The organism is Streptomyces sp. NPDC021225, from assembly GCF_044332865.1.
Taxonomy (GTDB): domain Bacteria; phylum Actinomycetota; class Actinomycetes; order Streptomycetales; family Streptomycetaceae; genus Streptomyces.
The window spans coordinates 254,051-280,003 of sequence record NZ_JBIRPV010000012.1 but is presented as its reverse complement, the minus strand read 5'-3'; the positions used below and the strand labels follow the sequence as shown (position 1 = coordinate 280,003).

The following is a 25,953-nucleotide window of genomic DNA, read 5'->3' as shown; positions in this document are numbered from 1 at the left end:
TCCCAGCCCTCGGCGTAGGCCTGCATCATCGCGTACTCGATGCCGTTGTGGACCATCTTCGCGAAGTGGCCGGCACCGACCTTCCCGGCGTGGACCGAGCCGAAGTCGCCCTCGGGCTTGAGCGCATCGAAGATCGGCTGAACCTTCGCCACATGCTCGGCGGCCCCGCCGTACATCAGCGCGTAGCCGTTCTCCAGGCCCCAGACGCCGCCGGAGACGCCGCAGTCGACGAAGCCGATGCCCTTGGCGTTCAGCTGCTCGGCATGCTTCTCGTCATCGGTCCAGCGGGAGTTGCCGCCGTCGACCACGATGTCGCCGGGCGACAGCAGCTCGGCCAGCTCGTCGATGGTGGTCTGGGTCGCGATGCCGGCCGGCACCATGACCCACACCACGCGCGGTCCCTTCAGCCTGTCCACAAGATCGCCGAGGCTGTGGACATCGGCGACGTCCGGGTTGCGGTCGTACCCGATGACGGTGTGACCTGCGCGGCGGATGCGCTCGCGCATATTGCCGCCCATCTTGCCGAGACCGACGAGACCGAGCTCCATCAGTGATCCTTTATGCCGTAGTCATTGCGTTTCGCACCTGAGTCCGAGCCTACGCCCACGTGTTGCCGCTCAGCTGTGGGCAACACCCGCTCATCCGCTGAGACGCACCGGCATGATCAGGTACTTGTACGCCTCGTCCGCCTCGGCATCCACGGCCGGCTTGCCGCTGAGCAGCGCGGGCTTGGTCGACGTGGTGAAGGACAGCTGGGCGACCGGGGAGTCGATCGCGCTCAACCCGTCCAGCAGGAACGTCGGGTTGAAGGCGATCGAGATGTCGTCGCCGTCGAGCTGGGCGTCGACGCGCTCCACAGCCTGTGCGTCGTCGCTCGACCCGGCCTCCAGGATCAGCACGCCCTGCTCGAAGGTCAGCCGGACCGGGGTGTTGCGCTCGGCGACCAGCGCGACGCGCTTGACGGCCTCCACGAACGGAGCCGTCTCGATCACCGCGATGGAGTTGAACTCGGTCGGGAAGAGCGTGCGGTACTTCGGGAGATCGCCTTCGAGCAGCCGGGTCGTGGTCCGGCGCCCGGCGCCCTCGAAGCCGATCAGGCCCTCGCCGGCGCCCGAGCCGGACAGCGCGAGAGACACCGTGTCACCGCTGGTCAGCGACTTGGCGGTGTCCTGGAGCGTCTTGGCGGGCACCAGCGCGACCGCGGAGATGTCCGGCGTCTCGGGCTTCCACAGGAACTCGCGGACCGCGAAGCGGTAGCGGTCGGTGGAGGCCAGCGTGACCGTGTCGCCCTCGATCTCGATCCGCACACCGGTGAGCACCGGCAGGGTGTCGTCGCGGCCGGCCGCGATGGCCACCTGCGCCGCGGCGGCGGCGAACACATCGCCGGGCACGGTGCCGGTCGCCGTCGGCATCTGCGGCAGGGCCGGGTACTCCTCCACAGGGAGGGTGTGGAGTGTGAATCGCGACGAGCCGCAGACGACGGTCACCCGCACACCGTCGCTGGAGATCTCCACAGGGCGGTTGGGGAGAGCGCGGCAGATGTCGGCGAGGAGACGGCCGGAGACCAGGACCGTGCCGCCGTCTTCCACATCGGCCTCGACCGACACACGGGCCGAGACCTCGTAGTCGAAGCCGGAGAGGCTGAGGGCACCGTCTTCCGCCTTCAGCAGAAGGCCTGCGAGGACGGGCACCGGTGGACGGGCCGGAAGGCTGCGGGCCGCCCAGGCCACTGCCTCCGCGAGTACATCGCGCTCCACCCGGATCTTCACCGGAACCGCCTCCTGCTGTTGCTGGCTCGCCCTGCTGGCCTTCGTCGTCGGCGCAATCGCCGGAGACCAGTCTGACGTACGCCGCCGACAGTCGGTGCGGCTCCGGGTCAAATCGGCGCCCGAGGTGTCGGGCGGCTCGGTGCCCGGTTGTGCACAGGCCCCACTTCGAAGCGAATTTCCCGCTCTAACTGAGTGGTCGTAGTAGTAGGCCCTGTGGAAACGGTGGACAACTGACTTCTCGCAGGTCAGCACCGATTTTTTATCCACTGACCCTGTGGGCGGCGGCAGTGGACAACCGCGGTCTTCTGTGGACGCCGAAGAGTTCTGCACACCCGATGCACAGGCGAGCCCTGGTTCTCCCCAGCTGCGTCCCCAGTTTTACCCACCTTCCCCACAGCCCAACCCGGCTCGTTGGTGTGACGCCTTTCACTCATCTCGGTGACCACGCCTGTTTCATTGCCGAACAGTGGATGAGGGTGTGGAGAAGCTGTGGGTGACGGGGCTCCGGCTGTGGGCGGGCGGTGGACAACGCGGAGCGAGCCCTGTGGGTATCCCGGTCGTCCACAGTCTGTGGACTGTCGATTGTCACAATTCCACACCCCGCTGACCTCCCCTGATGCCGCTCCGGCGGCCGCCCCTGTGGACACAGTCTGGACAACCGGGGCATCCCCAGGGTGTGGACGGTGGATCGGCCGTGGATCTGTGGAGAAGCCGCGTCCGAGGGCATGGAATCGAACAGGCCGGGACGGGGGTGCGCCGCGGCGAGGCGGCCGGCGGGAGGAGCCGGGCCCGGCCGGAGGGGGGCCGGAACGACGAAGGGCGCTTGCGGGAGTCGTTTCTCCCCAAGCGCCCTGGGCGGAATCCGGCGCGCGAGCCGCGCCGCAGCCGTCTCTGTCAGCCGTTCTTGATGCGGTTCGTCAGCTCGGTCACCTGGTTGTAGATGGAGCGCCGCTCGGCCATCAGAGCCCGGATCTTGCGGTCCGCGTGCATCACGGTCGTATGGTCCCGCCCGCCGAACTGCGCCCCGATCTTGGGCAGCGACAGATCGGTCAGCTCACGGCACAGATACATGGCGATCTGCCGCGCGGTGACCAGCACCCGGCTGCGCGAGGCCCCGCACAGATCGTCGACCGTGTGCCCGAAGTAGTCGGCGGTCGCGGCCATGATCGCGGTGGCGGTGATCTCCGGGGCGGCGTCCTCGCCGCCGGGGATCAGGTCCTTCAGCACGATCTCGGTGAGGCCGAGGTCCACCGGCTGGCGGTTCAGGCTGGCGAAGGCCGTGACCCGGATCAGCGCCCCCTCCAGCTCACGGATGTTGCGAGAGATACGGGAGGCGATGAACTCCAGCACCTCCGGCGGCGCGTTCAGCTGCTCCTGCACCGCCTTCTTGCGCAGGATCGCGATGCGCGTCTCCAGCTCCGGCGGCTGCACATCCGTGATCAGGCCCCACTCGAAGCGGTTGCGGAGCCGGTCCTCCAGGGTCACCAGCTGCTTGGGCGGCCGGTCGGAGGACAGCACGATCTGCTTGTTGGCGTTGTGGAGCGTATTGAAGGTGTGGAAGAACTCCTCCTGCGTCGACTCCTTGCTCGCGAGGAACTGGATGTCGTCGACGAGAAGGATGTCCATGTCGCGGTAGCGCCTGCGGAACGCGTCCGCCTTGCCGTCGCGGATGGAGTTGATGAACTCGTTGGTGAACTCCTCGGAGCTCACATAGCGCACCCGCGTCCCCGGGTAGAGGCTGCGCGCGTAGTGCCCGATCGCGTGCAGCAGGTGGGTCTTGCCGAGCCCGGACTCCCCGTAGATGAACAAGGGGTTGTAGGCCTTGGCGGGCGCCTCGGCGACGGCGACCGCCGCGGCGTGCGCGAAGCGGTTGGACGCGCCGATGACGAAGGTGTCGAAGAGGTACTTCGGGTTCAGGCGCGCGGTCGGCTCACCGGGGCCGGGCGCGGGCGCGGGCTGCGCGGCGAGCGGGCCGGGGGCGCCGGTCTGCGAGGGCAGCGCGGGCGGGCCGCCGCGGGACCGCTCGAGCGGATCGGGGAGCTCCCGGCGCGGCTGCTCGTAGGGCGACCGATCGGGACCAGGGCCGGCGCCCGGGAGCGGCCCGGGCGCGGGCCGCTCCGCGCCGGGGCCCCGGTAATCGGAGTGCGGCTGCTGGTCGTAGCGCGGCTGGTCATAGCCGGGCTGGGGACGCTGCGAGGCGTACGGATCGCCCTCGGGGAAGCCGCCGAGTCGGGGCTGCTGCCAGCCGTACTCGTCGCGGGGCCGGGGCCAGGCGCCGGGCTCGGGGCGGTGCTGCTGCTCGGGGCGGTGCTGCTCATAGCCGGGGTAGGCGGGGCGGGCCGTCGGCAGCTCGTCCCCCGCCGGGCGGCCGTAACCGTCGCGGCCGTCGTAGCCGTCCCGGGCGTCCCGGGCGTCGTAGCCGTCCCGGGCGTCGTAGCTGTCGCGGTTGTCGTAGGCCTCGTAGGTGTCGCGCTGCGGCTGCTGCGGGACCACCGGTTCGGCGGCGGAGTCGTCGACGGTGATCGCGATCCGGATCGGGCGGCCGCACTCGCGGCTGAGCGTCTCGCTGACGATCGGGGCCAGGCGGCCCTCCAGCACGCCCTTGGCGAATTCGTTGGGCACGGCCAGCAGCGCAGTGTCCGCGACAAGGGCGAGCGGCTGGCATCGCTGGATCCAGTGCTCGTCCTTGGCCTCGACGCCTTGTCCGCCCTGGCCGGCTCCCTCTCCTAGCAGCCGCTCGAGCACACGTGGCCACACTGCGGCAAGATCGGCAGGTACGTCAGCCACAGGGCACGCTCTCTCACTCGCTGGGTGGGGGGACGCCGACAGTTCCCACGAATATGCGGTTCTCGGGACGGGCGGGAAGGAATCGGAGCCCAGCCACGGTAGTCAGGCCGAGGTACGCGGTTCAAGTCGTTGTCCACAGGGTGTGTACAAATGTGCCATGCGATGTCGCTCCGCGTTCCCCTGCCCCCGGAAGCGCGGGGTTCGCGTTCCCGATCGGCGGCGCGGCACGGCCGCGCCGCCGGGCGCTGTCGGTTTGACCGGATGGCGTAATCGCGCGTACCGTAACCAGGTCGAGTTGTCGATGGCTGCTGCCGCCTGCCTCCGATGGGCAAGGATCGCGGACCCTGGGTCCGGAGATCATGAAGCGGTGCACTCGGGCGTATTGCGAGCTACTCGTGGGCGCACGGTGACAGCCAGGCGATGTCCCGCCACCACCCGATTCATTTCTGGAGCCCCCGAGTGAGCAAGCGCACCTTCCAGCCGAACAACCGCCGCCGCGCGAAGACCCACGGCTTCCGGCTGCGTATGCGTACCCGTGCCGGCCGCGCGATTCTCGCGTCCCGCCGTAGCAAGGGTCGCGCCCGTCTGTCGGCCTGAGCAGCCTGACCCAAGGTCCATGACGTGCTGCCTACCGAAAAACGGCTGAGGCGGCGCGAGGACTTTGCAGCCGCGGTACGCCGAGGGCGCCGGGCCGGACGCCCGCTTCTCGTCGTGCACTATCGCAGCGGTCTTGCCAGCGGTGAAACGGACCCGCACGCACCTGGGGAGAGTGCTCCCCCGGCGCGTGCGGGTTTCGTCGTGAGCAAGGCGGTCGGCGGTGCAGTCGTGCGTAACCTGGTGAAGCGGAGACTGCGCCATCTCATGCGCGACCGCCTCGAACTTTTTCCCGCAGGTAGCCTTGTGGTCGTACGGGCGCTGCCCGGTTCGGGTGAGGCGGGCCACGACCAGCTGGCGCGCGACCTCGACACCGCGGTGCGGCGGCTACTGGGAGGGGTGCCGCGATGAAGTACCCGCTGCTGTGGTTGATCAAGCTGTACCAGTGGACCATCAGCCCGATGCTGGGACCGGTCTGCAAGTACTACCCGTCGTGCTCGCACTACGGCTACACAGCCATTGACCGGCACGGCGCGGTGAAAGGAACGGCGCTGACGGCGTGGCGCATCCTGCGCTGCAATCCGTGGTCGCTCGGTGGCGTCGACCACGTTCCTCCCCGAAAGCGTCCGGTCTGGCACCAGCGGCTGCGCAACCGCCTCGGCGGTCATCCCGCCGGGGAGCCTGCCGCACAGCCCGAGACCCAGCCCAACGCCCAAGGAGCCTGATTCGTGGACACGATCCTCAGTCCTCTTTATGACGTAGTTTCCTGGATCATCGTCCAGTTCCACGCGTTCTACAGCCTCATCTTCGACAAGAACAGTGGCTGGGCGTGGGGTCTGTCCATCGTTTCTCTGGTCGTGTTGATCCGTATCTGCCTGATCCCGCTCTTCGTGAAGCAGATCAAGGCGACGCGGAACATGCAGGCGCTCCAGCCGAAGATGAAGGCGATCCAGGAGCGCTACAAGAGCGACCGGCAGCGCCAGTCCGAAGAGATGATGAAGCTCTACAAGGAGACGGGTACCAACCCGCTCTCGAGCTGTCTCCCGATCCTGGCGCAGTCGCCGTTCTTCATCTCGCTGTACCAGGTCCTGAACCACATCGCGAACAACCGCACGGTCGGCTTCATCGACCAGCAGCTGCTGGACAGCGCCCGTCAGGCGCACATCTTCGGCGCTCCGCTGTCCGTGAAGTTCATGTCGTCCGCCTCGCAGGTCGAGTCCCTCGGCGCCACGCTGACGGACGTCCGGGTCGTGACGGTCATCATGATCGTCCTGATGTCGGCGTCGCAGTTCTTCACCCAGCGCCAGCTGATGACCAAGAACGTCGACCTGACGGTGAAGACGCCGTTCATGCAGCAGCAGAAGATGCTGATGTACGTCTTCCCGGTGATGTTCGCCGTCTTCGGTATCAACTTCCCTGTCGGTGTCCTCGTCTACTGGCTGACCACCAACGTGTGGACCATGGGCCAGCAGATGTTCATCATCCGCCGCAACCCGACCCCCGGTAGCGTCGCCTACAAGGCCCGTCAGGAGCGGCTGCGGGCCAAGGGCCAGCTCAAGGAGGAGCCGGCCGAGGTCGAGGCCAAGAAGGCGGCCGAGACGGCTCGTGCGAACCGGCAGCAGCCCAAGCGCCAGAGCAAGTCGCAGCGCCAGACCGCCTCGGGCCACGCCAAGGCCACGGCGCAGTCCCAGGAGACGGCCGAGAAGCCCTCGCTGGAAAAGTCGGCCGACTCCGCGCCGGAGAAGCAGCAGCGCAGCGTGGCGCAGAAGAAGGGGGCGCAGGGCGGTAAGCCGGCCGGCGGCTCGGCTTCCGGCTCCGCCCGCACTGCCAAGTCCGGGCAGCGTAAGGGCCAGCAGCGTCCCAAGCACCCGTCCAAGAAGTAAGAAGGAGTCCATCCGTGACGGAAGGCACCACCCCTGCTGCCGAGGGTGTCGACACCCTGACCCGCCTCGAGCAGGAAGGGGAGATCGCGGCCGACTACCTCGAGGGGCTGCTGGACATCGCGGACCTCGACGGCGACATCGATATGGACGTCGAGGCCGACCGTGCCGCGGTGTCGATCATCAGTGAATCGACCAGCCGTGATCTGCAGAAGCTGGTGGGCCGGGACGGTGAGGTACTGGAGGCGCTCCAGGAGCTGACCCGGCTCGCGGTGCACCGGGAGACCGGCGACCGCAGTCGGCTGATGCTCGACATCGCCGGGTACCGGGCCCGTAAGCGTGCCGAGCTCACCGAGCTGGGCACCAAGGCCGCGGAGGAGGCCAAGGACACCGGTGAGCCGGTGAAGCTGAAGCCGATGACGCCGTTCGAGCGGAAGGTCGTGCACGACGCGGTGGCGGCGGCCGGACTGCGCAGCGAGTCGGAGGGCGAGGAGCCCCAGCGTCGCGTGGTCGTGCTTCCGGTCTGAACCGGTCCAGCCTCATGATCCACACGGCCCCGTCTGTTCGCAGGCGGGGCCGAATCTTGTCAGCCTTGCATCAGCTGTCAGCCTCGCATCAGCGTTCACCACAGTGTTCGGTCACCACAGTGTTCGGTATGGAAGGACGGTCCCCGTGACGGAAGCAGCGGAGCTCCCCCCGGCGCCCGAGGAGGCACGGGAGGTATTCGGTGAGCGCTTCTTGGAGGCCGTCCGGTACGCGGAACTGCTCGCCGACGTCGGAGTCACCCGCGGTCTGATCGGTCCGCGTGAGGTACCTCGGCTGTGGGAGCGTCATCTGCTGAACTGCGCGGTGCTCTCCGAGGTGGTCCCTGAAGGGGTCACCGTGTGCGATGTGGGCTCGGGCGCCGGGCTGCCCGGCATTCCGCTCGCCCTGACGCGCCCGGACCTGCGGATCACGCTGCTGGAGCCGCTGCTGCGCCGTACGAACTTCCTCCAGGAAGTTGTCGAGTTGCTGGGGCTGGACCATGTGACGGTGGTGCGGGGCCGGGCCGAGGAGGTCCTGGGGAAGCTCCCCCCGATGCATGTGGTGACGGCGCGCGCCGTGGCCCCACTGGACCGGCTGGCCGGTTGGGGCGTTCCCCTGCTGCGCCCGTACGGGGAGATGCTGCTGCTCAAGGGAGATACGGCGGAGGAGGAGCTGAAACAAGCCCGTGCCGCGCTGAGCAAGCTCGGGGTGGTCGGGACTTCGGTGCTCCATGTCGGCGAGGGGATCGTGGACCCTCTCTCCACTGTGGTGCGGGTCGAGGTCGGCGAGAGCCCCGGCGGTGTGCGCTTCGCGGCCAAGCGGGCCAAGGCGGCCCGGAAGGGCCCCCGGCGCCGCCGCTGAGCGGGCCCCCGGGCGGTGCCACTGCCGAGGTCGTAGTCGGCATTGCTCCATAGGACGGGCTCGGCTGCTCCATACAAGCTGCCAAAACTACGCATACCGGAGTGTCGCCACGAATCGGTGAGGCTGTCCGTGCATCGTGTTTCACGTGAAACGTCGCTCCTTGCTGCATGGAATCATCAGTCGTGGGCGCGCGGCCGCACTGCCGCGCGACCGTCGGCCCCGACGGGATGTGGATTCATCCACAGGAGAACGGGCCTCGCTGGTTCACAACCCCAAAAGCATGGCAGGCTCTGTTCATCGCGAGCCTGATGTCGAGGAGAGTGAATCCTTGCGGTCCGACGCCAACATCGCGGGGCCGATGACCGACCCGGTCCCCGGCCCCCGTACCGAATCGGCGGGGGAGGATGTTTCACGTGAAACACTGCCCCCGATGGACGACACCCCCATTGGCCGCGCCGCGGAACTGGCGGTCCAAGCCCTCGGTCGCGCGGGCGAGGGACTTCCCAGGCCGGAGCAGACCCGGGTGATCGTGGTCGCCAATCAGAAGGGCGGGGTCGGCAAGACCACCACCACGGTCAATCTGGCCGCTTCTCTCGCACTCCACGGCGGCCGAGTGCTGGTCATCGACCTCGATCCACAGGGCAATGCCTCGACGGCGCTGGGTATCGATCACCACGCCGAGGTCCCGTCGATCTATGACGTGCTGGTGGACAGCAAGCCGCTGTCCGATGTGGTGCAGCCCGTGCCCGATGTGGAGGGACTGTTCTGCGCTCCGGCCACGATCGACCTGGCGGGTGCGGAGATCGAGCTGGTCTCGCTGGTGGCGAGGGAGAGCCGGCTGGAGCGGGCCATCCAGGCCTATGAGCAGCCGCTGGACTACATCCTGATCGACTGCCCCCCTTCTCTCGGTCTGCTGACGGTCAACGCACTCGTCGCCGGGGCGGAGGTCCTGATCCCGATCCAGTGCGAGTACTACGCCCTGGAGGGGCTGGGACAGCTGCTGCGCAACGTCGACCTGGTGCGCGGGCATCTCAACCCCAAGCTTCATGTCTCGACGATCCTGCTCACGATGTACGACGGCCGGACCCGGCTGGCTTCGCAGGTCGCCGATGAGGTCCGCAGCCACTTCGGCCATGAGGTGCTGCGGACGAGCATTCCGAGGTCGGTGCGTATCTCCGAGGCTCCCAGCTATGGGCAGACCGTCCTCACCTATGACCCGGGGTCCAGCGGAGCGCTGTCCTACCTCGAAGCGGCCCGGGAGATCGCACTCAGAGGGGCCGGAGGGGGCGAGGTCCACTATGACGCCCAGCGCGCCCACGCCCTCCCATTGATCAGCCAGCACGACCAGCACACCATGCAGGAGGGGATTCAGTGAGTGAGCGACGCAGAGGACTGGGCCGTGGGCTCGGGGCTCTGATCCCTCCCGCGCCGAAGGGGACGGATGGCTCCGGGCCCGCGCCGGTGGCGGGAACGGTCACCGCGACGGGGGTCTCCACCTCCCCGTCGGCGGTCCCGGTGCTGACACAGGAGCGTGGTGTGGCAGCGGCCAAGGTCGCCTCGCTGCCCTCCCGTGTCGTTGTGGAGGACAGCGACGTCGCGCTGCCGCAGCAGGAGGAGGCGGTTCAGCCCGTCGTGGAGGAGGTGGCCGGAGCGCACTTCGCCGAGCTGCCGCTGGACTCCATCACCCCGAATCCGCGGCAGCCGCGTGAGGTGTTCGACGAGGATGCTCTGGCCGAGCTGGTTACCTCGATCCAGGAGGTCGGGCTTCTTCAGCCCATCGTGGTGCGGCAGTTGGCTCCCGAGCGCTATGAGCTCATCATGGGGGAGCGTCGCTGGCGGGCTTGCCGGGAGGCGGGCCTGGAGAAGATTCCCGCGATCGTCAGGGCCACCGAGGACGAGAAGCTTCTGCTGGACGCGCTGCTGGAGAATCTGCATCGCGCACAGCTCAACCCCTTGGAAGAGGCGTTCGCCTACGACCAACTGCTGAAGGACTTCGACTGCACGCATGACGAGCTGGCGGACCGTATCGGGCGTTCCCGCCCCCAGGTCTCCAATACGCTCCGGCTGTTGAAGCTGTCCCCCAAGGTGCAGAGCCGGGTGGCCGCGGGGGTTCTCTCCGCGGGCCACGCCCGTGCGCTGCTCGGCGTCGATGATCCGGAAGAGCAGGACCGGCTGGCGTACCGGATCGTGGCCGAGGGGCTCTCGGTACGGTCGGTCGAGGAGATCGTGACCCTGATGGGCTCGCGGCCGGGCAGGGCGCAGAAGGGCAAGGGGCCACGAGCCGGGACGAAGGTCTCCCCCGCGCTCACGGATCTCGCCTCCAGGCTCTCCGACCGCTTTGAGACCCGGGTGAAGGTGGACCTCGGTCAGAAGAAGGGGAAGATCGTCGTCGAGTTCGCCTCGATAGAGGATCTGGAGCGCATTCTCGGAGCGCTTGCCCCGGGCGAGGGACCGGTCCTGGAGCAGCGGCTCTCGGACGCGGCGGACGAGGACGAGTAGGACACAGGTCTTACGGACAGAGCGGGGCGGGTCGTTTTCCGGCGAGGTCGGAACACGACCCGCTCTTTGCTCAAGGGCGGTATCGGTGCAATGTCGGCACGGATACGATGCGAACAGGTAGGGCGGATCCCTGTGGAGGCGTCTTATGCGGAAGGCAAGGCCATGCGGTCGGTGAGCCGTACCGGGCTGCTGGCAACGGGATTGGGACTGGGGGCGGTCGGCGGATTCGTCGGCAGTCTGCTCAGGGGGCGTAGTGCGCTGTCGGCCGCTCGCAACGCGGCCGGCGACGGAAGTGAGGGACTGGCTTCATGGGGCGTCGGCTCGTACCGCTCACGCTGGACAACCTTCCGGACATCCCCAAGCGCTGTCGCGCCTGCGTCTTCTGGGAGCTCGACCCGGTCAGCGGCGAGGCCGCGGTAAGGGCCGGACGTCCGGAGCTGGAGAAGGAAGCCTGGATCTCGGCCGTTCTGCTGGAGTGGGGTTCCTGCGGCCGGGTGGTCTATGTCGACGATGTGCCGGTGGGCTTTGTGCTCTACGCGCCTCCGGCGTATGTGCCGCGATCCACGGCCTTTCCGACGAGCCCGGTGGCGGCGGACGCCGTTCAGCTGATGACGGCCTGGCTGATGCCCGGATATCAGGGACAGGGCTTGGGCCGGGTGATGGTGCAGACGGTGGCCAAGGATTTGATACGGCGCGGGTTCAAGGCGATCGAGGCCTTCGGGGACGCCACCTGGAAGGAGCCCGCGTGTGTGCTGCCCGCGGATCATCTGCTCGCCGTGGGATTCAAGACGGTGCGGCCGCATCCCCGGTATCCGCGGCTGAGGCTGGAACTGCGAACGACGATCTCCTGGAAGGAGGACGTCGAGCTGGCTCTGGACCGGCTGCTCGGGGCGGTCCAGAAGGAGCCCGCCCTCCGGCCGCTGTGAAGCCGCAGATGTGAGGCCGTGGTTTCACGTGAAACACGAAGGGGCTGCCCCAAGCGGGCAGCCCCTTCGTTGTGGAGCGACGGCTGACGGGTCAGCCGATGAAGTCGGCCAGGTCGCGCTCGATGGCGGCCTTCGGCTTGGCACCGACGATGGTCTTGGCGACCTCGCCGCCCTGGTAGACGTTCAGCGTCGGGATCGACATCACGCCGTACTTCGCGGCGGTCGTGGGGTTCTCGTCGATGTTGAGCTTGGCGATGGTGATCTTGTCGCCGTGCTCCGCCGCGATGGCCTCCAGGGACGGAGCGATCTGGCGGCACGGACCGCACCACGCGGCCCAGAAGTCGACGAGCACCGGCTTGTCGCTCTTGAGGACCTTCTCCTCGAAGTCGGCGTCTGTCACGGTCACCGTGGCACCGGCCATGGTTCTCTCCTTTATCGGTTTGGTGCGGGGGAAGGGGTCAGTCGGTGGCGTTCTCGCTGTCGGCGAGAGCCGCGAGGTACCGCTCGGCGTCCAGGGCGGCGGAGCAGCCCGTGCCGGCCGCGGTGATCGCCTGGCGGTAGGTGTGGTCCACGACGTCACCCGCGGCGAAGACACCCGGCAGGTTGGTCCGGGTGGACGGCGATGCGACCTTCAGGTAGCCCTCGTCGTCCAGGTCGAGCTGGCCCTTGAAGAGCTCGGTGCGCGGATCGTGGCCGATGGCGATGAACAGACCGGTCGCCGGCAGCTCGGAGGTCTCGCCGGTCTTGACGTCCTTCAGGGTCAGGCTGGAGAGCTTGTTGTCCCCGTGGATCTCGGTGACCTCGCTGTCCCAGATGAACGAGATCTTGGGGTCGGCGATGGCGCGGTCCTGCATCGCCTTGCTGGCCCGGAGCGTGTCACGGCGGTGGACCACGGTGACCGACGTGGCGAACCGGGAGAGGAAGGTCGCTTCCTCCATCGCGGTGTCGCCACCGCCGATGACGGCGATGTTCTGGTCCTTGAAGAAGAACCCGTCACAGGTGGCGCACCAGGAGACGCCACGGCCGGAGAGTTCGTCCTCGCGGGGCAGGCCGAGCTTGCGATGCTGCGAGCCGGTGGTGACGATGACCGCCTTGGCCCGGTGGACCGTGCCGGAGGAGTCGGTGACGGTCTTGATGTCCTCGCTGAGGTCGACCGAGACAACGTCGTCGGGGATCAGCTCGGCGCCGAAGCGCTCCGCCTGTGCCCGCATGTTGTCCATCAGGTCGGGGCCCATGATCCCGTCACGGAAGCCGGGGAAGTTCTCCACGTCGGTGGTGTTCATCAGCGCACCACCGGCGGTCACGGAGCCTTCGAAGACCAGCGGCTTCAAGGAAGCCCGGGCGGTGTAGAGCGCGGCCGTATAGCCCGCGGGCCCGGAACCGATGATGATCACGTTGCGGACGTCGCTCACGGATGTCTTCCTTGTCTCTGCCGAGTGCCGACTACTGACTGGGCGGCGACGTCCGGCGCTCTCCGGAAAACCGCCGCCATCCCACCCAACGGATCCTACGGGGCCCGCATTCCCGTGTGGTGTCAGGCGGCCCGCCGTGTGCCGTGTTCCTCAGCCTCGCGGGCAGGCGCGGGGTCAGTCCCGCGGGTAGGTGCGGGCCACGAGGCGAGCACCGGCGGGCGACGGCGACTGGGCCACGCAGGCCGAGTCGATCACGAAGGCGTCGACGAGGTCGCTGTCGGCCGGGTGCGGCAGCACCACAAGAAAGACGTCCTTGCCGGCGTAGGTGTCCTTCTGTGCGGCAAGCGGGACCTCGGAGCGGCCGGTCCCTGCCTGCACGCAGGACGGCACCGGGGGGTCCTCGGCGCGCAGCGGCATATCCGGAGTGTCCTGCGCCCTCACGTCTCCGGACGCGGTGGACGTCTTCTGGTCAGCGAGGAGGGCATGCACCCGTGACTTGAGGGTCGCCGCGGAGAGCGCTGCCGCGTCGTCGGATGAGACCTGTTTCTTCGACGTCTGTGTGTCGGCCACGTCGTTGCTCGGGTTGGTGGAGCCCGACTGGACGAGGAAGGAGCCGAGGCCGATCACAGCAGCCGCGCAGGCGGCGCCGAGCACGGTCCTGGGCCAGCGTCGGGGCCGAGTGGGCCGGGTGTCGGGCCCGGACTTCCGGCGTCCCGGTCCGGTGGCGGCTCGGGGGCGACCCGTCGGCCGCTCGGCGGCGCCGGGCGAGATCGGCTCCACTTCGCCGATCGCTTTCCGGGAGCGCGTCGGCTTCGCCGTTTCACGTGAAACGTAGGCGCCGTCGTCCGGGGCGATCGTATCGGGCGACGATGTGCCGAGGGTCGGCGTTTCACGTGAAACACCGATGCGGTCGTCCGGGGCGGTCGCGTCGAGGAGGGCTTCCGCTGCGAGTGCCGCGTCGATACGGCCCGCGATGTCGGCGGGCATCTGCACGGGGCCGGGCAGGGTCCCCAGAAGCGATCGGATCTCGTCCAGGGAGTCTCTTACCTCGGCGCACAGCACACAGGCGGCGAGATGGTCGCGCACCTGGGAGGAGCGGTCGGGGGGCAGCAGCCCCTCGGCGAGCGCGGAGATCTCCGTGACCTCCGGGTGCTCATCCGTGTCGGTCGACGATGTCACGCTCGGCCACCTCCGCCCTTCACGGCATCTGCGTCGTTCGGTCCTGCCGCCGGTGGGACGGAAGTCCCCTGCGTCCGGTTCCTTGCCCCGCCCGGCGAGCCGCTACCCCTCCCGTTCGGATGGAGATGGGTCAGCAGCGGCAGCAGGCGTGCGCGTCCCCGGGCGCAGCGGCTTTTGACCGTGCCGGTGGGGACCTCCAGGATTTTCGCGGCCTCGGCCACCGGGTAGCCCTGCATATCGACGAGCACGAGTGCTGCCTGCTGCTCGGGGGGCAGGGTGCCCAGCGCACGGATCAGCTCGCGGTGAAGATCTCCGCGTTCCGCCGGAGCGGCGGCCGATTCATGAGGTTCGAGCAGCTGCTCCAGCCGCTCGGTCTCGGCAATGGGGGATGTACGCCTGGAGGCGGCCTTGCGGGCCCGGTCCAGGCAGGCGTTCACGGTGATGCGGTGCAGCCACGTTGTGACGGCCGACTGGCCCCGGAAGGTGTGAGCGGCCCGGTAGGCGGACACGAGCGCGTCCTGGACCGCGTCGGCGGCTTCCTCGCGGTCGCCGAGCGTGCGCAGCGCCACCGCCCAGAGTCTGTCGCGGTGGCGCCGCACGAGTTCGGCGAAGGCATCCGGGTCGCCGGTGACATGGCGCTTGAGGACCTCGCCGTCGCTCGTGTCGCCGAATCTGGCGTTGTCCACCCTGGAGCCCCCTCCCCGCCCGGCCGACTCAGCCGGTGAACTTCACGTCCGTGATGGCTTGCTTGTAGGGGTTGTCGAAGTTCGGCTCCGGGGCGGAGTAGGGAAGCGCCGTGAGCCAGACGAGGACGTAGCGGGTCTTCACGTTGCTCTTGATCTTCAGCTCGGCGGACTTGCTCGTGACCTTGGCCGAATCGAGCTTCTTCAACGAACCGACGGGGTCGGACGCCGAGACGGACGGGGAGAGGGAATCCGTGGCGTACAGCGAGATCTCCGTGTAGGAGCCTCCGTAGTGCAGCCCGATGGAGGCGCCGCTCAGCGTCTGCTCGGAGCCGAGGTCGTAGATGATTCCGACGCCCTTCTTGACGCTCGGGGCGAATTCCGGACCGTCGATGAAGCTGTTGGTGCGCCAGGAGGTCGAGGGATCCCCGTCGTAGGTGAGCTTGACCTGGGCGGGCTTCTGCGGGCTGCCGTCGGGGGCGAACTCCCTGGCATTGACGATTTTGATTGGCTTGCTGGCCGGCTTCGTGGGCTTGTCGTCGTTCCCGTTCTGCTGAGACCTGCTGGGCGGGGACTTCTTCTCCTCCTTGAGGAGCGTGTCCGCGAGCTGCCAGCTGCCGAGGCCGAGGGCCGCGATCAGCAGGGCGGAGACGGTCCACTTGAGGGCCTTGCCCGTGCGGGTCTGAAGCGGGGGCGGGGGCGGCATGGGAGCGGCCGGGCGGGGGGCGAGGGGCTGGCGGCCGCGGTGGGGCGGCTGGCCGTAGGCACCCTGCTGGTAGGTGGTGCGCTGGAAGGCGTCGGGGGTCGTGAAGACGGGCTCCGGCGGGCGGATCCGCGGCATGGCGGCGACGGCCTTGGACAGCTCCTCGGGGGTGGTGCAGGGCTGGTCCTGCCGGGAGGCCGTGGCGCCGTCATTGACGAGCGCGCGCATCGCCAGCTCGGACAGACCGCGGTGGACCCCCGCGCGGACCTGGTCGGGAGCGATCAGGCCGACGCCCTTGGGTAGCCCGGAGAGGCCGTGGGCGTCCCTCTCGTACGGCCAGCGCTGGGTCAGGGCGGCATACAGCAGCGCGCCGATGGCTTCGGTGTCCGTGCGCTGCGGGTGGTCGGAGGTGATGCCGCGCAGGGCGGCCATGACGGCGAGGCCGCGGATGCGGTACTGGCCGGACTCGGTGCGCAGGACGGAGCCTGGGTTGAGCCGCAGATGCGCCAGGCCCTCGCGGTGGGCCGCGGCCATGGCCTGGGACACCTGGCTGACGAGCTGGTAGGCCTCATGCGGCTCGAGCGGCCCGGAGGCGAGCACGGCGGTGAGCTCGGTGGCGTCGGGAAGCCACTCGTGGACCACATAGACGAGGTCGTTCTCCTCGACGGCGTCGAGGACCTGGACGAATCGGGGGTCGCCGAGCAGCGCCGCCGAACGGGCGGCGGCCAGCACCGGGCGCGCCCGCGGGTGGTCGGCCGGCAGGACATGGACTCCGACGGCGCGGCGGAGTTTCTCGTCCACGGCACGCCAACTGCTGAATCCGTCCAGACGGGTGACGCATTCCTCCAGCCGGTAGCGTCTGGCCAACTTGTGGCCGCTGTGCAGCTCTGGGCTGCTTGTGTCGGCCGCGGCGCCCTTGGTGTCGGTGCCCGCGGCCTTCTTCGCTTCCGTGTCGGCTTTCGTTTCGGTTCCCACCCCGTCGGACGTGGCCTTGCCCGCCTCGGCGGTCAGCGCTTCATCTCCGCTGTTGTCGGCCACGTCGACGGCAGCCGTGCTCCGTTCCGCCACCGTCGTTCCTGCCTCCCCATCCGTTGCGCCTACTCCGAGCCAAGACAATTGTGCCCACAGTCCGCCGCTATGCACGACACACGATGGCAGACGATGGTTGTGCTGAACGATCAGCGACCAAGTCGTCCGCGGACCATACCGACCATGGCGGTCAGCTCCGCAACGCGCATCCGTTTCGCCGCAATGTAGAAGACCGCGATAAGAACGAGACCGCCGCCCGCCAGAGCCGCTAGGGAGCCGGTCGGGCCGGCGCCCAGCGCCCCGGTGATGGCGTAGGAGGCCACGCCGCCGAGGACGGCGGCGGGGATGCCGGCGCCCACCAGACGGGTGTAGGTGCGGACGACGTGCCGCCCGTCCAGATCGCCGCCCAGGAGCTTGCGGAGCCGCTTCCAGGCCACGCCCACGCCGATGGCGTAGGCCAGGCCGTAGGAGGCGGCCATGCCCGCCACGGCCCAGCGGGCGGGGAGGATGACGTAGCAGAGCCCGGAGGCGGCGGCGTTGACGGCGGCGACGATCACCGTGTTGTAGAAGGGGGTGCGGGTGTCTTCGTAGGCGTAGAAGCCGCGCAGGACGACGTACTGCACCGAGAACGGGATGAGTCCGAGGCCGAACGCCATGAGGATGTAGCCCATGGAGCGGGCCTGTTCGGTGCCGGAGGAGCCGAACATCAGGGTGCACATGGGGATGCCGAGCGCGACGAATCCGAGGGCGAGCGGGACGATGGCGACGGCGGAGGTGCGCAGGCCCTGCGAGATGTCGTCGCGGACCGCGCCGGTGTCCCCGTCGTGGGCCGCGCGGGAGATCCGGGGCAGCAGGGCGGCCATGACGGAGACCGTGATGATCGCCTGCGGCATGCCCCAGATGAGCTGGGCGCTCTGGTAGCCGATGAGGCCGGTGCCGGGGAAGCCCTGGTTGTCGGCCTTGGCGCCGGCCGCGGTGGCGAGCCGGGTCACCACGACGTTGCCGGCCTGGTTGGCCAGGACGAACAGGACGGTCCACTTGGCGAGCTTGGCGGCCTTGCCCAGGCCGTGGCCGCGCCAGTCGAAGCGGGGCCGGAAGCGGAAGCCGGCGGCCCGGAGATAGGGGAACATCGCCAGCGCCTGGACGGTGAGGCCGAGGAGGGTGCCGATCCCCAGCAGCCGGACCCCTTCGGGGGTGATGTTGGTGACCCCCATGTCGGAGGTGCTGGCGGTGCCGAAGACCCAGATGAACAGGCCGAAGCTGGCGATGACGACGATGTTGTTGAGGACCGGGGTCCACATCATGGCGCCGAAGCTGCCCCGGGCGTTGAGGATCTGGCCCACCACGACGTGCACGCCCATGAAGAAGATGGTGGGCAGGCAGTAGCGGGCGAAGGTGATCGCCACCGCATTGGCGTGGGGATTGCCCGCGATGGACGGCGAGAGCGTGCGGACCAGCGTGGGGGCCGCGAACACGGACACGGCGACGAGGGCCGCGAGGACGACCATCACGAGGGTCAGCAGGCGGTTGGCGTAGGCGTCGCCGCCGTCCTCGTCCTCCTTCATGGAGCGGACGAGCTGCGGGACGAAGACCGAGTTGAGGCCGCCGCCCACGGTGAGGAAGTAGATCATCGCGGGCAGCTGGTAGGCGACGGCGTAGGTGTCGCCGAGGGTGGCGGCGCCGATGGCGGCGACGATCACCAGCTGGCGGACGAAGCCGGTGAGCCGGGAGACCAGCGTTCCGGCCGCCATCACCGCGCTGGACTTCAGCAGGTTTCCCGCTCGGCCGCCCGAGCGCTTCTTCTCCGGCTCGGCCGTCTCCGGCTCGGCCACCGCCGCGGCCGCCCCCGCGGGGGCGGCCGGCTGGGCGGGAACGGGGCCGGTCGGCTCGGGCGCCGGTGCCTGCCCCTGCGGTGATCCCGCGGGCGGATACCCGGCCGCGGGCTGCTGGGGGCGCTGGGGCTCGTAGGGCTGCTGGTCGCGGAAGAGGTGTGCGAACGCGTCCGGCTGCTGCTGTTCCTCGGCGGCGTAGCCGGCCTGCGGGCCGGTGCCCAGGTACTGCGTGGCGTCGAGGTTGCCGCCATAGGGCTGGTGGGCGGGGCCGTCAGCGGCGGCAGCCGGCTCGGCCGGCCACAGGCGCGGGTCGTGTCCGTGCGGGGCGGCGGGCGGCTGTTGGTAGGGCTGCTGCTGGTACCCGCCGGACGGGGGCGCCTGGTACCCGCCCCGGTCGTACAGCGGATCCGTCAGCGGGTCATGGGCGTAGGAGTCCTGCGCCGCGTACGGGTACGGCGTGAAGGAGCCGGTGACGTACGGATCCTGCATATAGGGGTCCTGCACGTACGGCAGCTGGCTGTAGGAGATGTCGCGGGGGTCCCCCAGATACGGATCCTGCTGGTGCGGCTCCGGTTCGTAAGGACTCTGGTGGGCGTGCGGGCCGCTCTGCGGCGGCGGTACCCGGCCGGCGGGGTCATTGCCCGCGCCCTGGCCGCGATCACCGTCATACGGCGCGTTCATCGCTACCCCACCTCATCGTCCGCTGCGGCCGGCCGGCCACGCCATTGCTCAATGGTCCACTTTCTCACCCGAGCCGGATGGGCCAGCGCTTTGCGATCCGGTGTCCGGCACCGGGTCACTCGGCTGCCCGGGCACCGTGGCGCGCGGACGCTCGTCCTCGCCGGGCTCGGCCCGCTCACCCTCGGCCGCCTCTCCGTCCTGCTTCTCGCCGTTCCCCGCTGCGTCTTCATCACTCCTGGCGGCGGACCGCTTGCGCTGGAGGTAGATCCGGATCCCGGCGAGGACGAGCAGCAGGACCCCGCCCGCGATCACCAGAATGACCGTGGACGTGATTTCGGTGACATTCACCGTGAAGGACATCTCGGGGCCGTACGCCTGGCCGTCCACGGTGTACATCTGGGCGGTCACCCAGGCACGTCCGTTCGCGTTGGCCGTGGTGCCGAACTTCACCGACTGGCTGTGCCCGCCCTGGACCGTGACCACCTGGGGGTCGCCGACCGCCAGGCGGTTGCCCTGGCCGGACCGCAGGACCAGCCGCAGCTGGACCGGTTGCAGAAGGTTGTTCTGGACGGTCACCGGAATCGTGGCGCTGCGCCCCGACAGGGTCATGTCCGTCTTCTTGACGAGGCGCACCTTCTCGGTGAGCCCCTGGAGGTAGGCCTGGACGGAGTCACGGAAGCCGGTCGCGCCCCGTGGGTCGTTGCGCCACGAGGTGGACATCTCCCGCGTGATCGCGCTGCCGAACGGGGTGACCACGCGGTCCTTGGCGGTGAGGATCTCCTCGAACCGGTCGAGGGTCGCCTGGGTCTGCTGGATCTTGCGGAATCCGTCGGTCGGCAGCTCCTGGCGACGCAGCGCGGCCGGGTACGAGCGGGCTGAGGGCACCCGCTGGGTGGCGCGCGGGTCGGGCTGGGCCTTGGCGGCCTCCCCCAGAGTGGCAGGCTGCGTCCAGCGGCCGGAGAGCCCGCCCAGGGCCGCCGCCATCGCCTGGGCCTGGCTGGTGGTGGGAATGCGCTGCGGGGCCACGACGACGCTGCGCTGCTTGTCCGGCGCCTGGAGGGTGAGCATCTGGGTCTGGGCGAGGAACTTCTGGACGGCGAGGGTGGCGTTCTCCGCCCTCGTCATGTCGCCCATGAAGGCGGTGGACAGCCGGGCGTCGGCGACCACCGCCGTATTGCCCCCGCCGATCTGGCGGGCCGCGGTGGGCGTGTAGGGCAGATCGCCGGTCTCGCGCAGGCTGTCGCTGCGGGCGATGATGTTGTGTGCGCCGGCGGAGGTGGCGACGTCCACGATCGAGGAGTCGACGGCGCCGTTCACCGGCCACGCGAAGTCCGTACGGGGCTTCACATGCAGAACAGTGTCCACGGTCATCGAGGCGAGCGCGGTGGCGGTCTGGAGGTGCCTGAGGGCGCCCGTGGCCTTGCCGCGGTGCGCGAGCGAGGCGAGGTCCGGGTCGGCGAAGGGCAGGGCCACCACCTGGTGACCCTCGATGGCCTGCTGGAGGTCGTTGAGCCACTGCTTGGCCACGGCCTGGCCCCGGCCGTCCGTCGTCTCGTCCTCCGTCTGGCCCTGCACCTCGTACGGCTTGGTCATCGCGTCGACCGTGGCGAGCAGGTCCGGGTCGATCACCCAGGTGACGGGCAGGTTCTTGCCCAGGGCCACGAGCTGCTGGAGCCGTCCGCCGGGGGCGAGCTCCGCCGCGAGGTCGTCATTCTGGAAGATCGGCGTCTGCTGCTCATCGGCGCCGGTGCGGGCGGTGAGGTGGGTGGAGGAGATGAGCGGCCACAGGAAGGTGAGCTTGCTCCTCTTGGCGGCCGCGGTCGGCTGCCAGGGCAGGAAGGTCCGCTCGATGCCCATCACCTGGGGCCAGGGCTGGCTCCGCGTCTGGCCGGTGAGGGAGACACCGAGCTGATAGACGCCGCTCCCGCCGAGGTTCAGCTCCTTCACCGGTATGGAGAGGGTGAAGTCACGGCTGATGCCGGCGGGCAGGTTGCCGATCTTCTGCTCGTACTTGCCGGCGACCTCGGTGCCGTCGAGGCCGACCGTGTAGTCCTTGCGCTTGGCGGCCGTGTCGATGTCGTTGCGGCCGTTCATGGTCGGGCCGACCCGGAGGCTGACGTAGGAGGCGTTGATCGTCGAGCGGCCCTTGTTGGTAACCGTCCCGGCGATGGTGAGCGTGTCGCTCTTCGACGGCGTGGTCGGGGTGAGCGAGTCGATGGCGACGTCGACGGTGCGCGAACCGGTGGCCTTGGCCTGGGCCGGGGCGGGCTGGGCGTGGGCGCCGGGGGCCGCCGGGATCTGTAGGACACCCGCCAGCAGGGGCGCCGCGGCGAGCAGCGCCCCTGAGCGCCGCAGCCACCGGCGGGCGCGAGCGGAAGTTGTCCCCTGGAGCTCTGCCGGCTCGGCCACGCGCTCGCCCGTCCCTCGTCGTCAGTAGTCGTCAGTGGTCACCGCAATATGCGTCCACGAAATGGTAACGATGCTCGCTGTGATGAAGTGCTGTGGAGGGCTCCACAAGATCGTCACCGGTTCGATGCCTGGATCGACGAGGAGGCTCCGGGGCCTGTGGCCACGTACCCTGTTCTGTTGTGCCGAACGCCAACACTGACAGCAACCACTCGCAGTCGACCAACGAGCTCAGCCAGGTGCAGCGTCGCGCCGTGGGCGAGCTTCTGCGAGTTTCTCCCGTAGCCGATGACCTTGCCCGCCGCTTCGAGGCGGCCGGGTTCAGCCTTGCCCTGGTCGGCGGATCGGTGCGGGACGCGCTGCTGGGCCGTCTCGGTAACGATCTGGATTTCACCACGGACGCGCGGCCGGAGGATGTGCTGAAGATCGTCCGCCCATGGGCCGACGCGGTCTGGGAGGTCGGCATCGCCTTCGGCACGGTCGGCTGCCGCAAGGAGGGCCGGAACGGAGACGGGGCGAATCAGGGGTTCCAGATCGAAATCACGACTTATCGGTCGGAAGCGTACGACCGTACGTCGCGGAAGCCCGAGGTCTCGTACGGCGACTCCATCGACGAGGACCTGGTCCGTCGGGACTTCACGGTGAACGCCATGGCCGTCGCGCTCCCGCGGAAGGAGTTCATCGACCCGCACGACGGTCTGGAGGACCTCGCCGCGAGGGTGCTGCGTACACCCGGCACCCCTGAGGAGTCCTTCTCCGACGACCCGCTGCGGATGATGCGCGCCGCGCGCTTCGCGGCCCAGCTCGACTTCGAGGTGGCGCCCGAGGTGGTCGCCGCGATGAAGGCGATGGCCGGCCGGATCGAGATCGTCTCGGCCGAGCGGGTGCGCGAGGAGCTCAACAAGCTGATCCTGGCCGCCCATCCTGTCAAGGGGCTGCGGCTCCTCGTCGACACCGGGCTCGCCGACCATGTCCTCCCGGAGCTTCCGGCGCTGCGCCTGGAGCGTGATGAGCACCACCGCCACAAGGATGTGTACGAGCACTCGCTGACCGTGCTGGAGCAGGCCATCGCCCTGGAGAAGGACGGGCCCGACCTGGTGCTGCGGCTGGCGGCTCTGCTGCATGACATCGGGAAGCCCCGCACGCGCCGATTCGAGAAGGACGGCCGGGTCTCCTTCCATCACCACGAGGTGGTGGGCGCCAAGATGGCCAAGTCGCGGATGATCAAGCTCAAGTACTCCAATGAGCTGGTGAAGGACGTCTCCCACCTGGTCGAGCTGCATCTGCGCTTCCACGGCTACGGCACGGGTGAGTGGACGGACTCGGCGGTCCGGCGCTATGTACGGGACGCGGGCCCCCTGCTGGAGCGGCTGCACAAGCTGACCCGCTCGGACTGCACCACGCGCAACAAGCGCAAGGCGGCCGCTCTGTCGCGCGCGTACGACGGGCTGGAGGAGCGCATCGGGCGGTTGCAGCAGCAGGAGCAGCTCGATGCCATCCGGCCGGACCTGGACGGCAACGAGATCATGAAGATTCTCGGCATCGGGCCGGGCCCGCAGGTCGGTAAGGCGTACAAGCATCTGCTGGAGCTGCGGCTGGAGCACGGCCCCATGGAGCGGGACGCCGTGGTCGTGGCACTCCAGGAGTGGTGGGCGGCTGAGCCTCAGGGCTGACCCATCAGGTTTCACGTGAAACATCGGCCTGTGCGGCCTCGCGCTCGTCATGTTTCACGTGAAACATGACGCCGAGGGCGGTCGCCGCGTAGAGCGTGGCCACCAGGATCACCAGGGTGGCCGAGCGGCCGTCGGGCGGCAGCGTCAGTGCGGCGATCGCGGCTCCCCCGACGAAGGCCGCGTTGAAGAGCACGTCGTACAGGGAGAAGATCCGGCCGCGGAAGTCATCGGCGATCGAGGACTGCACCACGGTGTCGGTGGCGATCTTGGCTCCCTGGGTGATGAGACCGAGGACGAAGGCGGCGGCCAGCATCGGAGTGAGCTCGAAGGGCAGCCCCAGTCCCGGCACCAGCACGGCCGCGGACGCGGCACACACCGTGATCCAGCGCAGCCTGCCGTCCGGGTGTGAGGTGGGGCTCAGCCGGGCCACCGCCCCCGGAGTGATCACCGCCGCCGCGAAGAATCCCGCCCCCGAGACGGCCACGGCGAGCCCCAGAAGCCCCAGGCCCTCCGACTCGGTCCGTGCCCACGCATACCGGCAGAGCATCAGCACCATCACCGTCAGCGCGCCGTAGCAGAAGCGCATCGATGTCATCGCCGCCAGAGCCACAGTGGGATCCCGGCGCTCCCACAGGTGACGCAGACCGGCGGCCAGGCCGCGCACGGTACTCAGCAGGGCCGCGCCCAGGCGCGGCTGGAGCGCGGATGGATCGGGTCCCAGAAGTCCGGGCGGCATTCTCAGTGCCGCGACCGCGGCACTGAGATAGAGCGCCGACCCCATCAGGACCACCACGGCGTCGGACGATGAGCCGTCCGGGACCGCGATGCTCACCACGAGGGCCAGGGCGCCACCGGCGGTGGCCGCGAGCGTTCCCGCTGTCGGGGACAGGGAGTTGGCCATCACCAGGCGCTCCTGGCTGTCGACGACTCGCGGCAGCGAGGCGGAGAGCCCGGCCAGGACGAAACGGTTGACGCCGGTGACCGACAGCGCGGAGACGTAGAAGAGCCAGTCGGGAACCTGCGCGAGGACCAGAACCGCCGTGCCGGCGGCCAGCGCGGAGCGCAGGGCGTTGCCATGGAGCAGGACCTGTCGGCGGCGCCACCGGTCCAGCAGCACGCCGGCGAACGGGCCCAGCAGGGAGTAGGGGAGCAGAAGGACCGCCATGGCAGAGGCGATCGCCGCGGCCGAGGTCTCCTTCTCGGGGGAGAAGACCACGTACGCGGCCAGCGCGACCTGATAGACGCCGTCGGCCGTTTGGGACAGCAGACGAACGGCCAGGAGACGCCGGAAGTCGCGCAGCTGTAGCAGTACGCGGAGATCACGCACAACGGGCATGGCGCCAGCCTCACACACCACACGGGCCTCCGGGTGGATTACCCGGAGGCCCGTGATCAAGCCGCGCTCAGCACTCTGTCTCGCTAGCGCTCGACTTCACCCTTGATGAACTTCTCCACGTTCTCCCGCGCCTGGTCGTCGAAGTACTGCACCGGGGGCGACTTCATGAAGTACGAGGAGGCCGAGAGGATCGGGCCGCCGATGCCGCGGTCCTTGGCGATCTTCGCGGCGCGCAGCGCGTCGATGATGACGCCCGCGGAGTTCGGGGAGTCCCACACCTCGAGCTTGTACTCCAGGTTCAGCGGGACGTCGCCGAACGCGCGGCCCTCGAGCCGGACGTAGGCCCACTTGCGGTCGTCCAGCCAGGCCACGAAGTCGGACGGGCCGATGTGGACGTTGTCCTCGCCCAGCTCGCGGTCCGTGATCTGGGAGGTGACGGCCTGCGTCTTGGAGATCTTCTTGGACTCCAGGCGCTCGCGCTCCAGCATGTTCTTGAAGTCCATGTTGCCGCCGACGTTCAGCTGCATGGTGCGCTCCACCACCACACCGCGGTCCTCGAACAGCTTCGTCAGGACCCGGTGCGTGATCGTGGCGCCGACCTGCGACTTGATGTCGTCCCCGACGATCGGGACACCCGCCTCGGTGAACTTGTCCGCCCACTCCTTGGTGCCGGCGATGAAGACCGGAAGCGCGTTGACGAAGGCGACCTTGGCGTCGATGGCGCACTGGGCGTAGAACTTCGCCGCCTGCTCGGAACCCACCGGGAGGTAGCAGACCAGGACGTCGACCTGCTTGTCCTTGAGGATCTGGACGACGTCGACCGGAGTCTCCTCGGACTCGTCGATCGTCTGGCGGTAGTACTTGCCCAGGCCGTCGAGGGTGTGGCCGCGCTGCACGGTGACACCGGTCGAGGGCACGTCGCAGATCTTGATGGTGTTGTTCTCGCTGGCGCCGATCGCGTCGGCGAGGTCGAGGCCGACCTTCTTCGCGTCCACGTCGAAGGCGGCCACGAACTCCACGTCACGCACGTGGTAGTCGCCGAACTGCACGTGCATCAGACCCGGCACGCGGGTGGCCGGGTCGGCGTCCTTGTAGTACTCGACGCCCTGCACCAGCGAGGCGGCGCAGTTGCCCACGCCGACGATGGCTACGCGAACCGAACCCATTCCGGTTGCTCC

The 25,953-nt window shown here is 69.0% G+C and carries 22 protein-coding genes; 10 read left to right on the top strand and 12 right to left on the bottom strand.

All coding sequences use genetic code 11. From position 1 onward, the window contains the following. The 3 genes from ACH4S9_RS37985 to dnaA form a co-directional block, all read right to left on the bottom strand. On the bottom strand, positions 1–548 hold a 548-nt coding region (locus tag ACH4S9_RS37985; RefSeq protein ID WP_398376227.1), incomplete at its 3' end, for an NAD(P)-binding domain-containing protein. A 90-nt stretch (positions 549–638) separates the two neighbouring features. Then, on the bottom strand, positions 639–1,769 hold the full coding sequence (dnaN, locus tag ACH4S9_RS37980; protein ID WP_311725988.1) for a DNA polymerase III subunit beta: 1,131 nt from the start codon (positions 1,767–1,769) through the stop codon (positions 639–641). Positions 1,770–2,663: 894 nt separating this feature from the next. After that, positions 2,664–4,556: a chromosomal replication initiator protein DnaA gene (gene dnaA / locus ACH4S9_RS37975; RefSeq protein WP_398376225.1), complete on the bottom strand. Its 1,893-nt coding sequence runs from the start codon at positions 4,554–4,556 to the stop codon at positions 2,664–2,666. A 459-nt stretch (positions 4,557–5,015) separates the two neighbouring features. Between dnaA and rpmH the strand changes: the two genes are divergently transcribed. From rpmH to ACH4S9_RS37930, 9 genes are all read left to right on the top strand, one after another. After that, complete coding sequence (gene rpmH / locus ACH4S9_RS37970) at positions 5,016–5,153, top strand: 50S ribosomal protein L34 (protein ID WP_003956500.1); 138 nt, start codon at positions 5,016–5,018, stop codon at positions 5,151–5,153. A gap of 24 nt (positions 5,154–5,177) precedes the next feature. After that, positions 5,178–5,561, top strand: coding sequence for a ribonuclease P protein component (gene rnpA / locus ACH4S9_RS37965; protein ID WP_352130617.1), 384 nt, complete (start codon positions 5,178–5,180; stop codon positions 5,559–5,561). Beyond that, positions 5,558–5,875, top strand: a complete 318-nt coding sequence (gene yidD / locus ACH4S9_RS37960; protein ID WP_065962016.1) for a membrane protein insertion efficiency factor YidD — start codon at positions 5,558–5,560, stop codon at positions 5,873–5,875. Before rnpA ends, yidD begins: the two co-directional genes overlap by 4 nt. A gap of 3 nt (positions 5,876–5,878) precedes the next feature. After that, positions 5,879–7,033: a membrane protein insertase YidC gene (gene yidC, locus ACH4S9_RS37955; protein WP_311725991.1), complete on the top strand. Its 1,155-nt coding sequence runs from the start codon at positions 5,879–5,881 to the stop codon at positions 7,031–7,033. Positions 7,034–7,047: 14 nt separating this feature from the next. Beyond that, positions 7,048–7,557: a protein jag gene (locus ACH4S9_RS37950; protein WP_398376222.1), complete on the top strand. Its 510-nt coding sequence runs from the start codon at positions 7,048–7,050 to the stop codon at positions 7,555–7,557. Between the two features lie 145 nt (positions 7,558–7,702). Further along, positions 7,703–8,416, top strand: a complete 714-nt coding sequence (rsmG, locus tag ACH4S9_RS37945) for a 16S rRNA (guanine(527)-N(7))-methyltransferase RsmG (protein WP_014177963.1) — start codon at positions 7,703–7,705, stop codon at positions 8,414–8,416. A gap of 280 nt (positions 8,417–8,696) precedes the next feature. Further along, positions 8,697–9,791 carry a ParA family protein gene (locus tag ACH4S9_RS37940; protein WP_398376220.1) on the top strand — a complete coding sequence of 365 codons (1,095 nt, stop codon included), beginning with the start codon at positions 8,697–8,699 and terminating at the stop codon, positions 9,789–9,791. Continuing rightward, positions 9,788–10,915: a ParB/RepB/Spo0J family partition protein gene (locus ACH4S9_RS37935; protein ID WP_311725993.1), complete on the top strand. Its 1,128-nt coding sequence runs from the start codon at positions 9,788–9,790 to the stop codon at positions 10,913–10,915. The genes ACH4S9_RS37940 and ACH4S9_RS37935 overlap by 4 nt, the downstream gene beginning before the upstream one ends. Positions 10,916–11,223: 308 nt before the next feature. After that, a complete protein-coding gene (locus tag ACH4S9_RS37930) occupies positions 11,224–11,841 on the top strand; it encodes a GNAT family N-acetyltransferase (RefSeq protein WP_055545947.1) in 618 nt (205 codons plus the stop codon). Positions 11,842–11,932: 91 nt separating this feature from the next. Here ACH4S9_RS37930 and trxA read toward each other — a convergent pair whose 3' ends face one another. The 7 genes from trxA to ACH4S9_RS37895 all read right to left on the bottom strand — a co-directional run bounded on the left by trxA (position 11,933) and on the right by ACH4S9_RS37895 (position 21,769). Further along, on the bottom strand, positions 11,933–12,262 hold the full coding sequence (gene trxA / locus ACH4S9_RS37925; protein WP_311725994.1) for a thioredoxin: 330 nt from the start codon (positions 12,260–12,262) through the stop codon (positions 11,933–11,935). 37 nt (positions 12,263–12,299) lie between these two features. Continuing rightward, a complete protein-coding gene (trxB, locus tag ACH4S9_RS37920) occupies positions 12,300–13,253 on the bottom strand; it encodes a thioredoxin-disulfide reductase (protein WP_311725995.1) in 954 nt (317 codons plus the stop codon). Between the two features lie 174 nt (positions 13,254–13,427). Then, on the bottom strand, positions 13,428–14,432 hold the full coding sequence (locus ACH4S9_RS37915; RefSeq protein ID WP_398376218.1) for an anti-sigma factor family protein: 1,005 nt from the start codon (positions 14,430–14,432) through the stop codon (positions 13,428–13,430). Continuing rightward, a complete protein-coding gene (gene sigM / locus ACH4S9_RS37910; RefSeq protein ID WP_398376217.1) occupies positions 14,429–15,118 on the bottom strand; it encodes an RNA polymerase sigma factor SigM in 690 nt (229 codons plus the stop codon). Before sigM ends, ACH4S9_RS37915 begins: the two co-directional genes overlap by 4 nt. A 28-nt stretch (positions 15,119–15,146) precedes the next feature. After that, positions 15,147–16,886 carry a protein kinase family protein gene (locus ACH4S9_RS37905; protein WP_361189462.1) on the bottom strand — a complete coding sequence of 580 codons (1,740 nt, stop codon included), beginning with the start codon at positions 16,884–16,886 and terminating at the stop codon, positions 15,147–15,149. Between the two features lie 110 nt (positions 16,887–16,996). Next, positions 16,997–19,360, bottom strand: a complete 2,364-nt coding sequence (gene murJ / locus ACH4S9_RS37900) for a murein biosynthesis integral membrane protein MurJ (protein WP_398376216.1) — start codon at positions 19,358–19,360, stop codon at positions 16,997–16,999. A 48-nt stretch (positions 19,361–19,408) separates the two neighbouring features. Further along, positions 19,409–21,769, bottom strand: a complete 2,361-nt coding sequence (locus ACH4S9_RS37895; RefSeq protein ID WP_398376215.1) for a DUF6049 family protein — start codon at positions 21,767–21,769, stop codon at positions 19,409–19,411. Positions 21,770–21,948: 179 nt separating this feature from the next. Here ACH4S9_RS37895 and ACH4S9_RS37890 point away from each other — a divergent pair, with 179 nt between their 5' ends. Further along, the gene (locus tag ACH4S9_RS37890; protein ID WP_398376213.1) at positions 21,949–23,439 is read left to right on the top strand and encodes a CCA tRNA nucleotidyltransferase; all 1,491 of its coding nucleotides are present in this window, start codon (positions 21,949–21,951) and stop codon (positions 23,437–23,439) included. A gap of 4 nt (positions 23,440–23,443) precedes the next feature. On the opposite strand, the gene ACH4S9_RS37885 is transcribed toward ACH4S9_RS37890, so the two are convergent. Further along, entirely contained in the window at positions 23,444–24,775 is a 1,332-nt protein-coding gene (locus ACH4S9_RS37885) for an MFS transporter (protein ID WP_311726002.1), read from the bottom strand. An 83-nt stretch (positions 24,776–24,858) separates the two neighbouring features. Then, positions 24,859–25,941 carry an inositol-3-phosphate synthase gene (locus ACH4S9_RS37880; RefSeq protein ID WP_311726003.1) on the bottom strand — a complete coding sequence of 361 codons (1,083 nt, stop codon included), beginning with the start codon at positions 25,939–25,941 and terminating at the stop codon, positions 24,859–24,861. Positions 25,942–25,953: the final 12 nt, after the last annotated feature.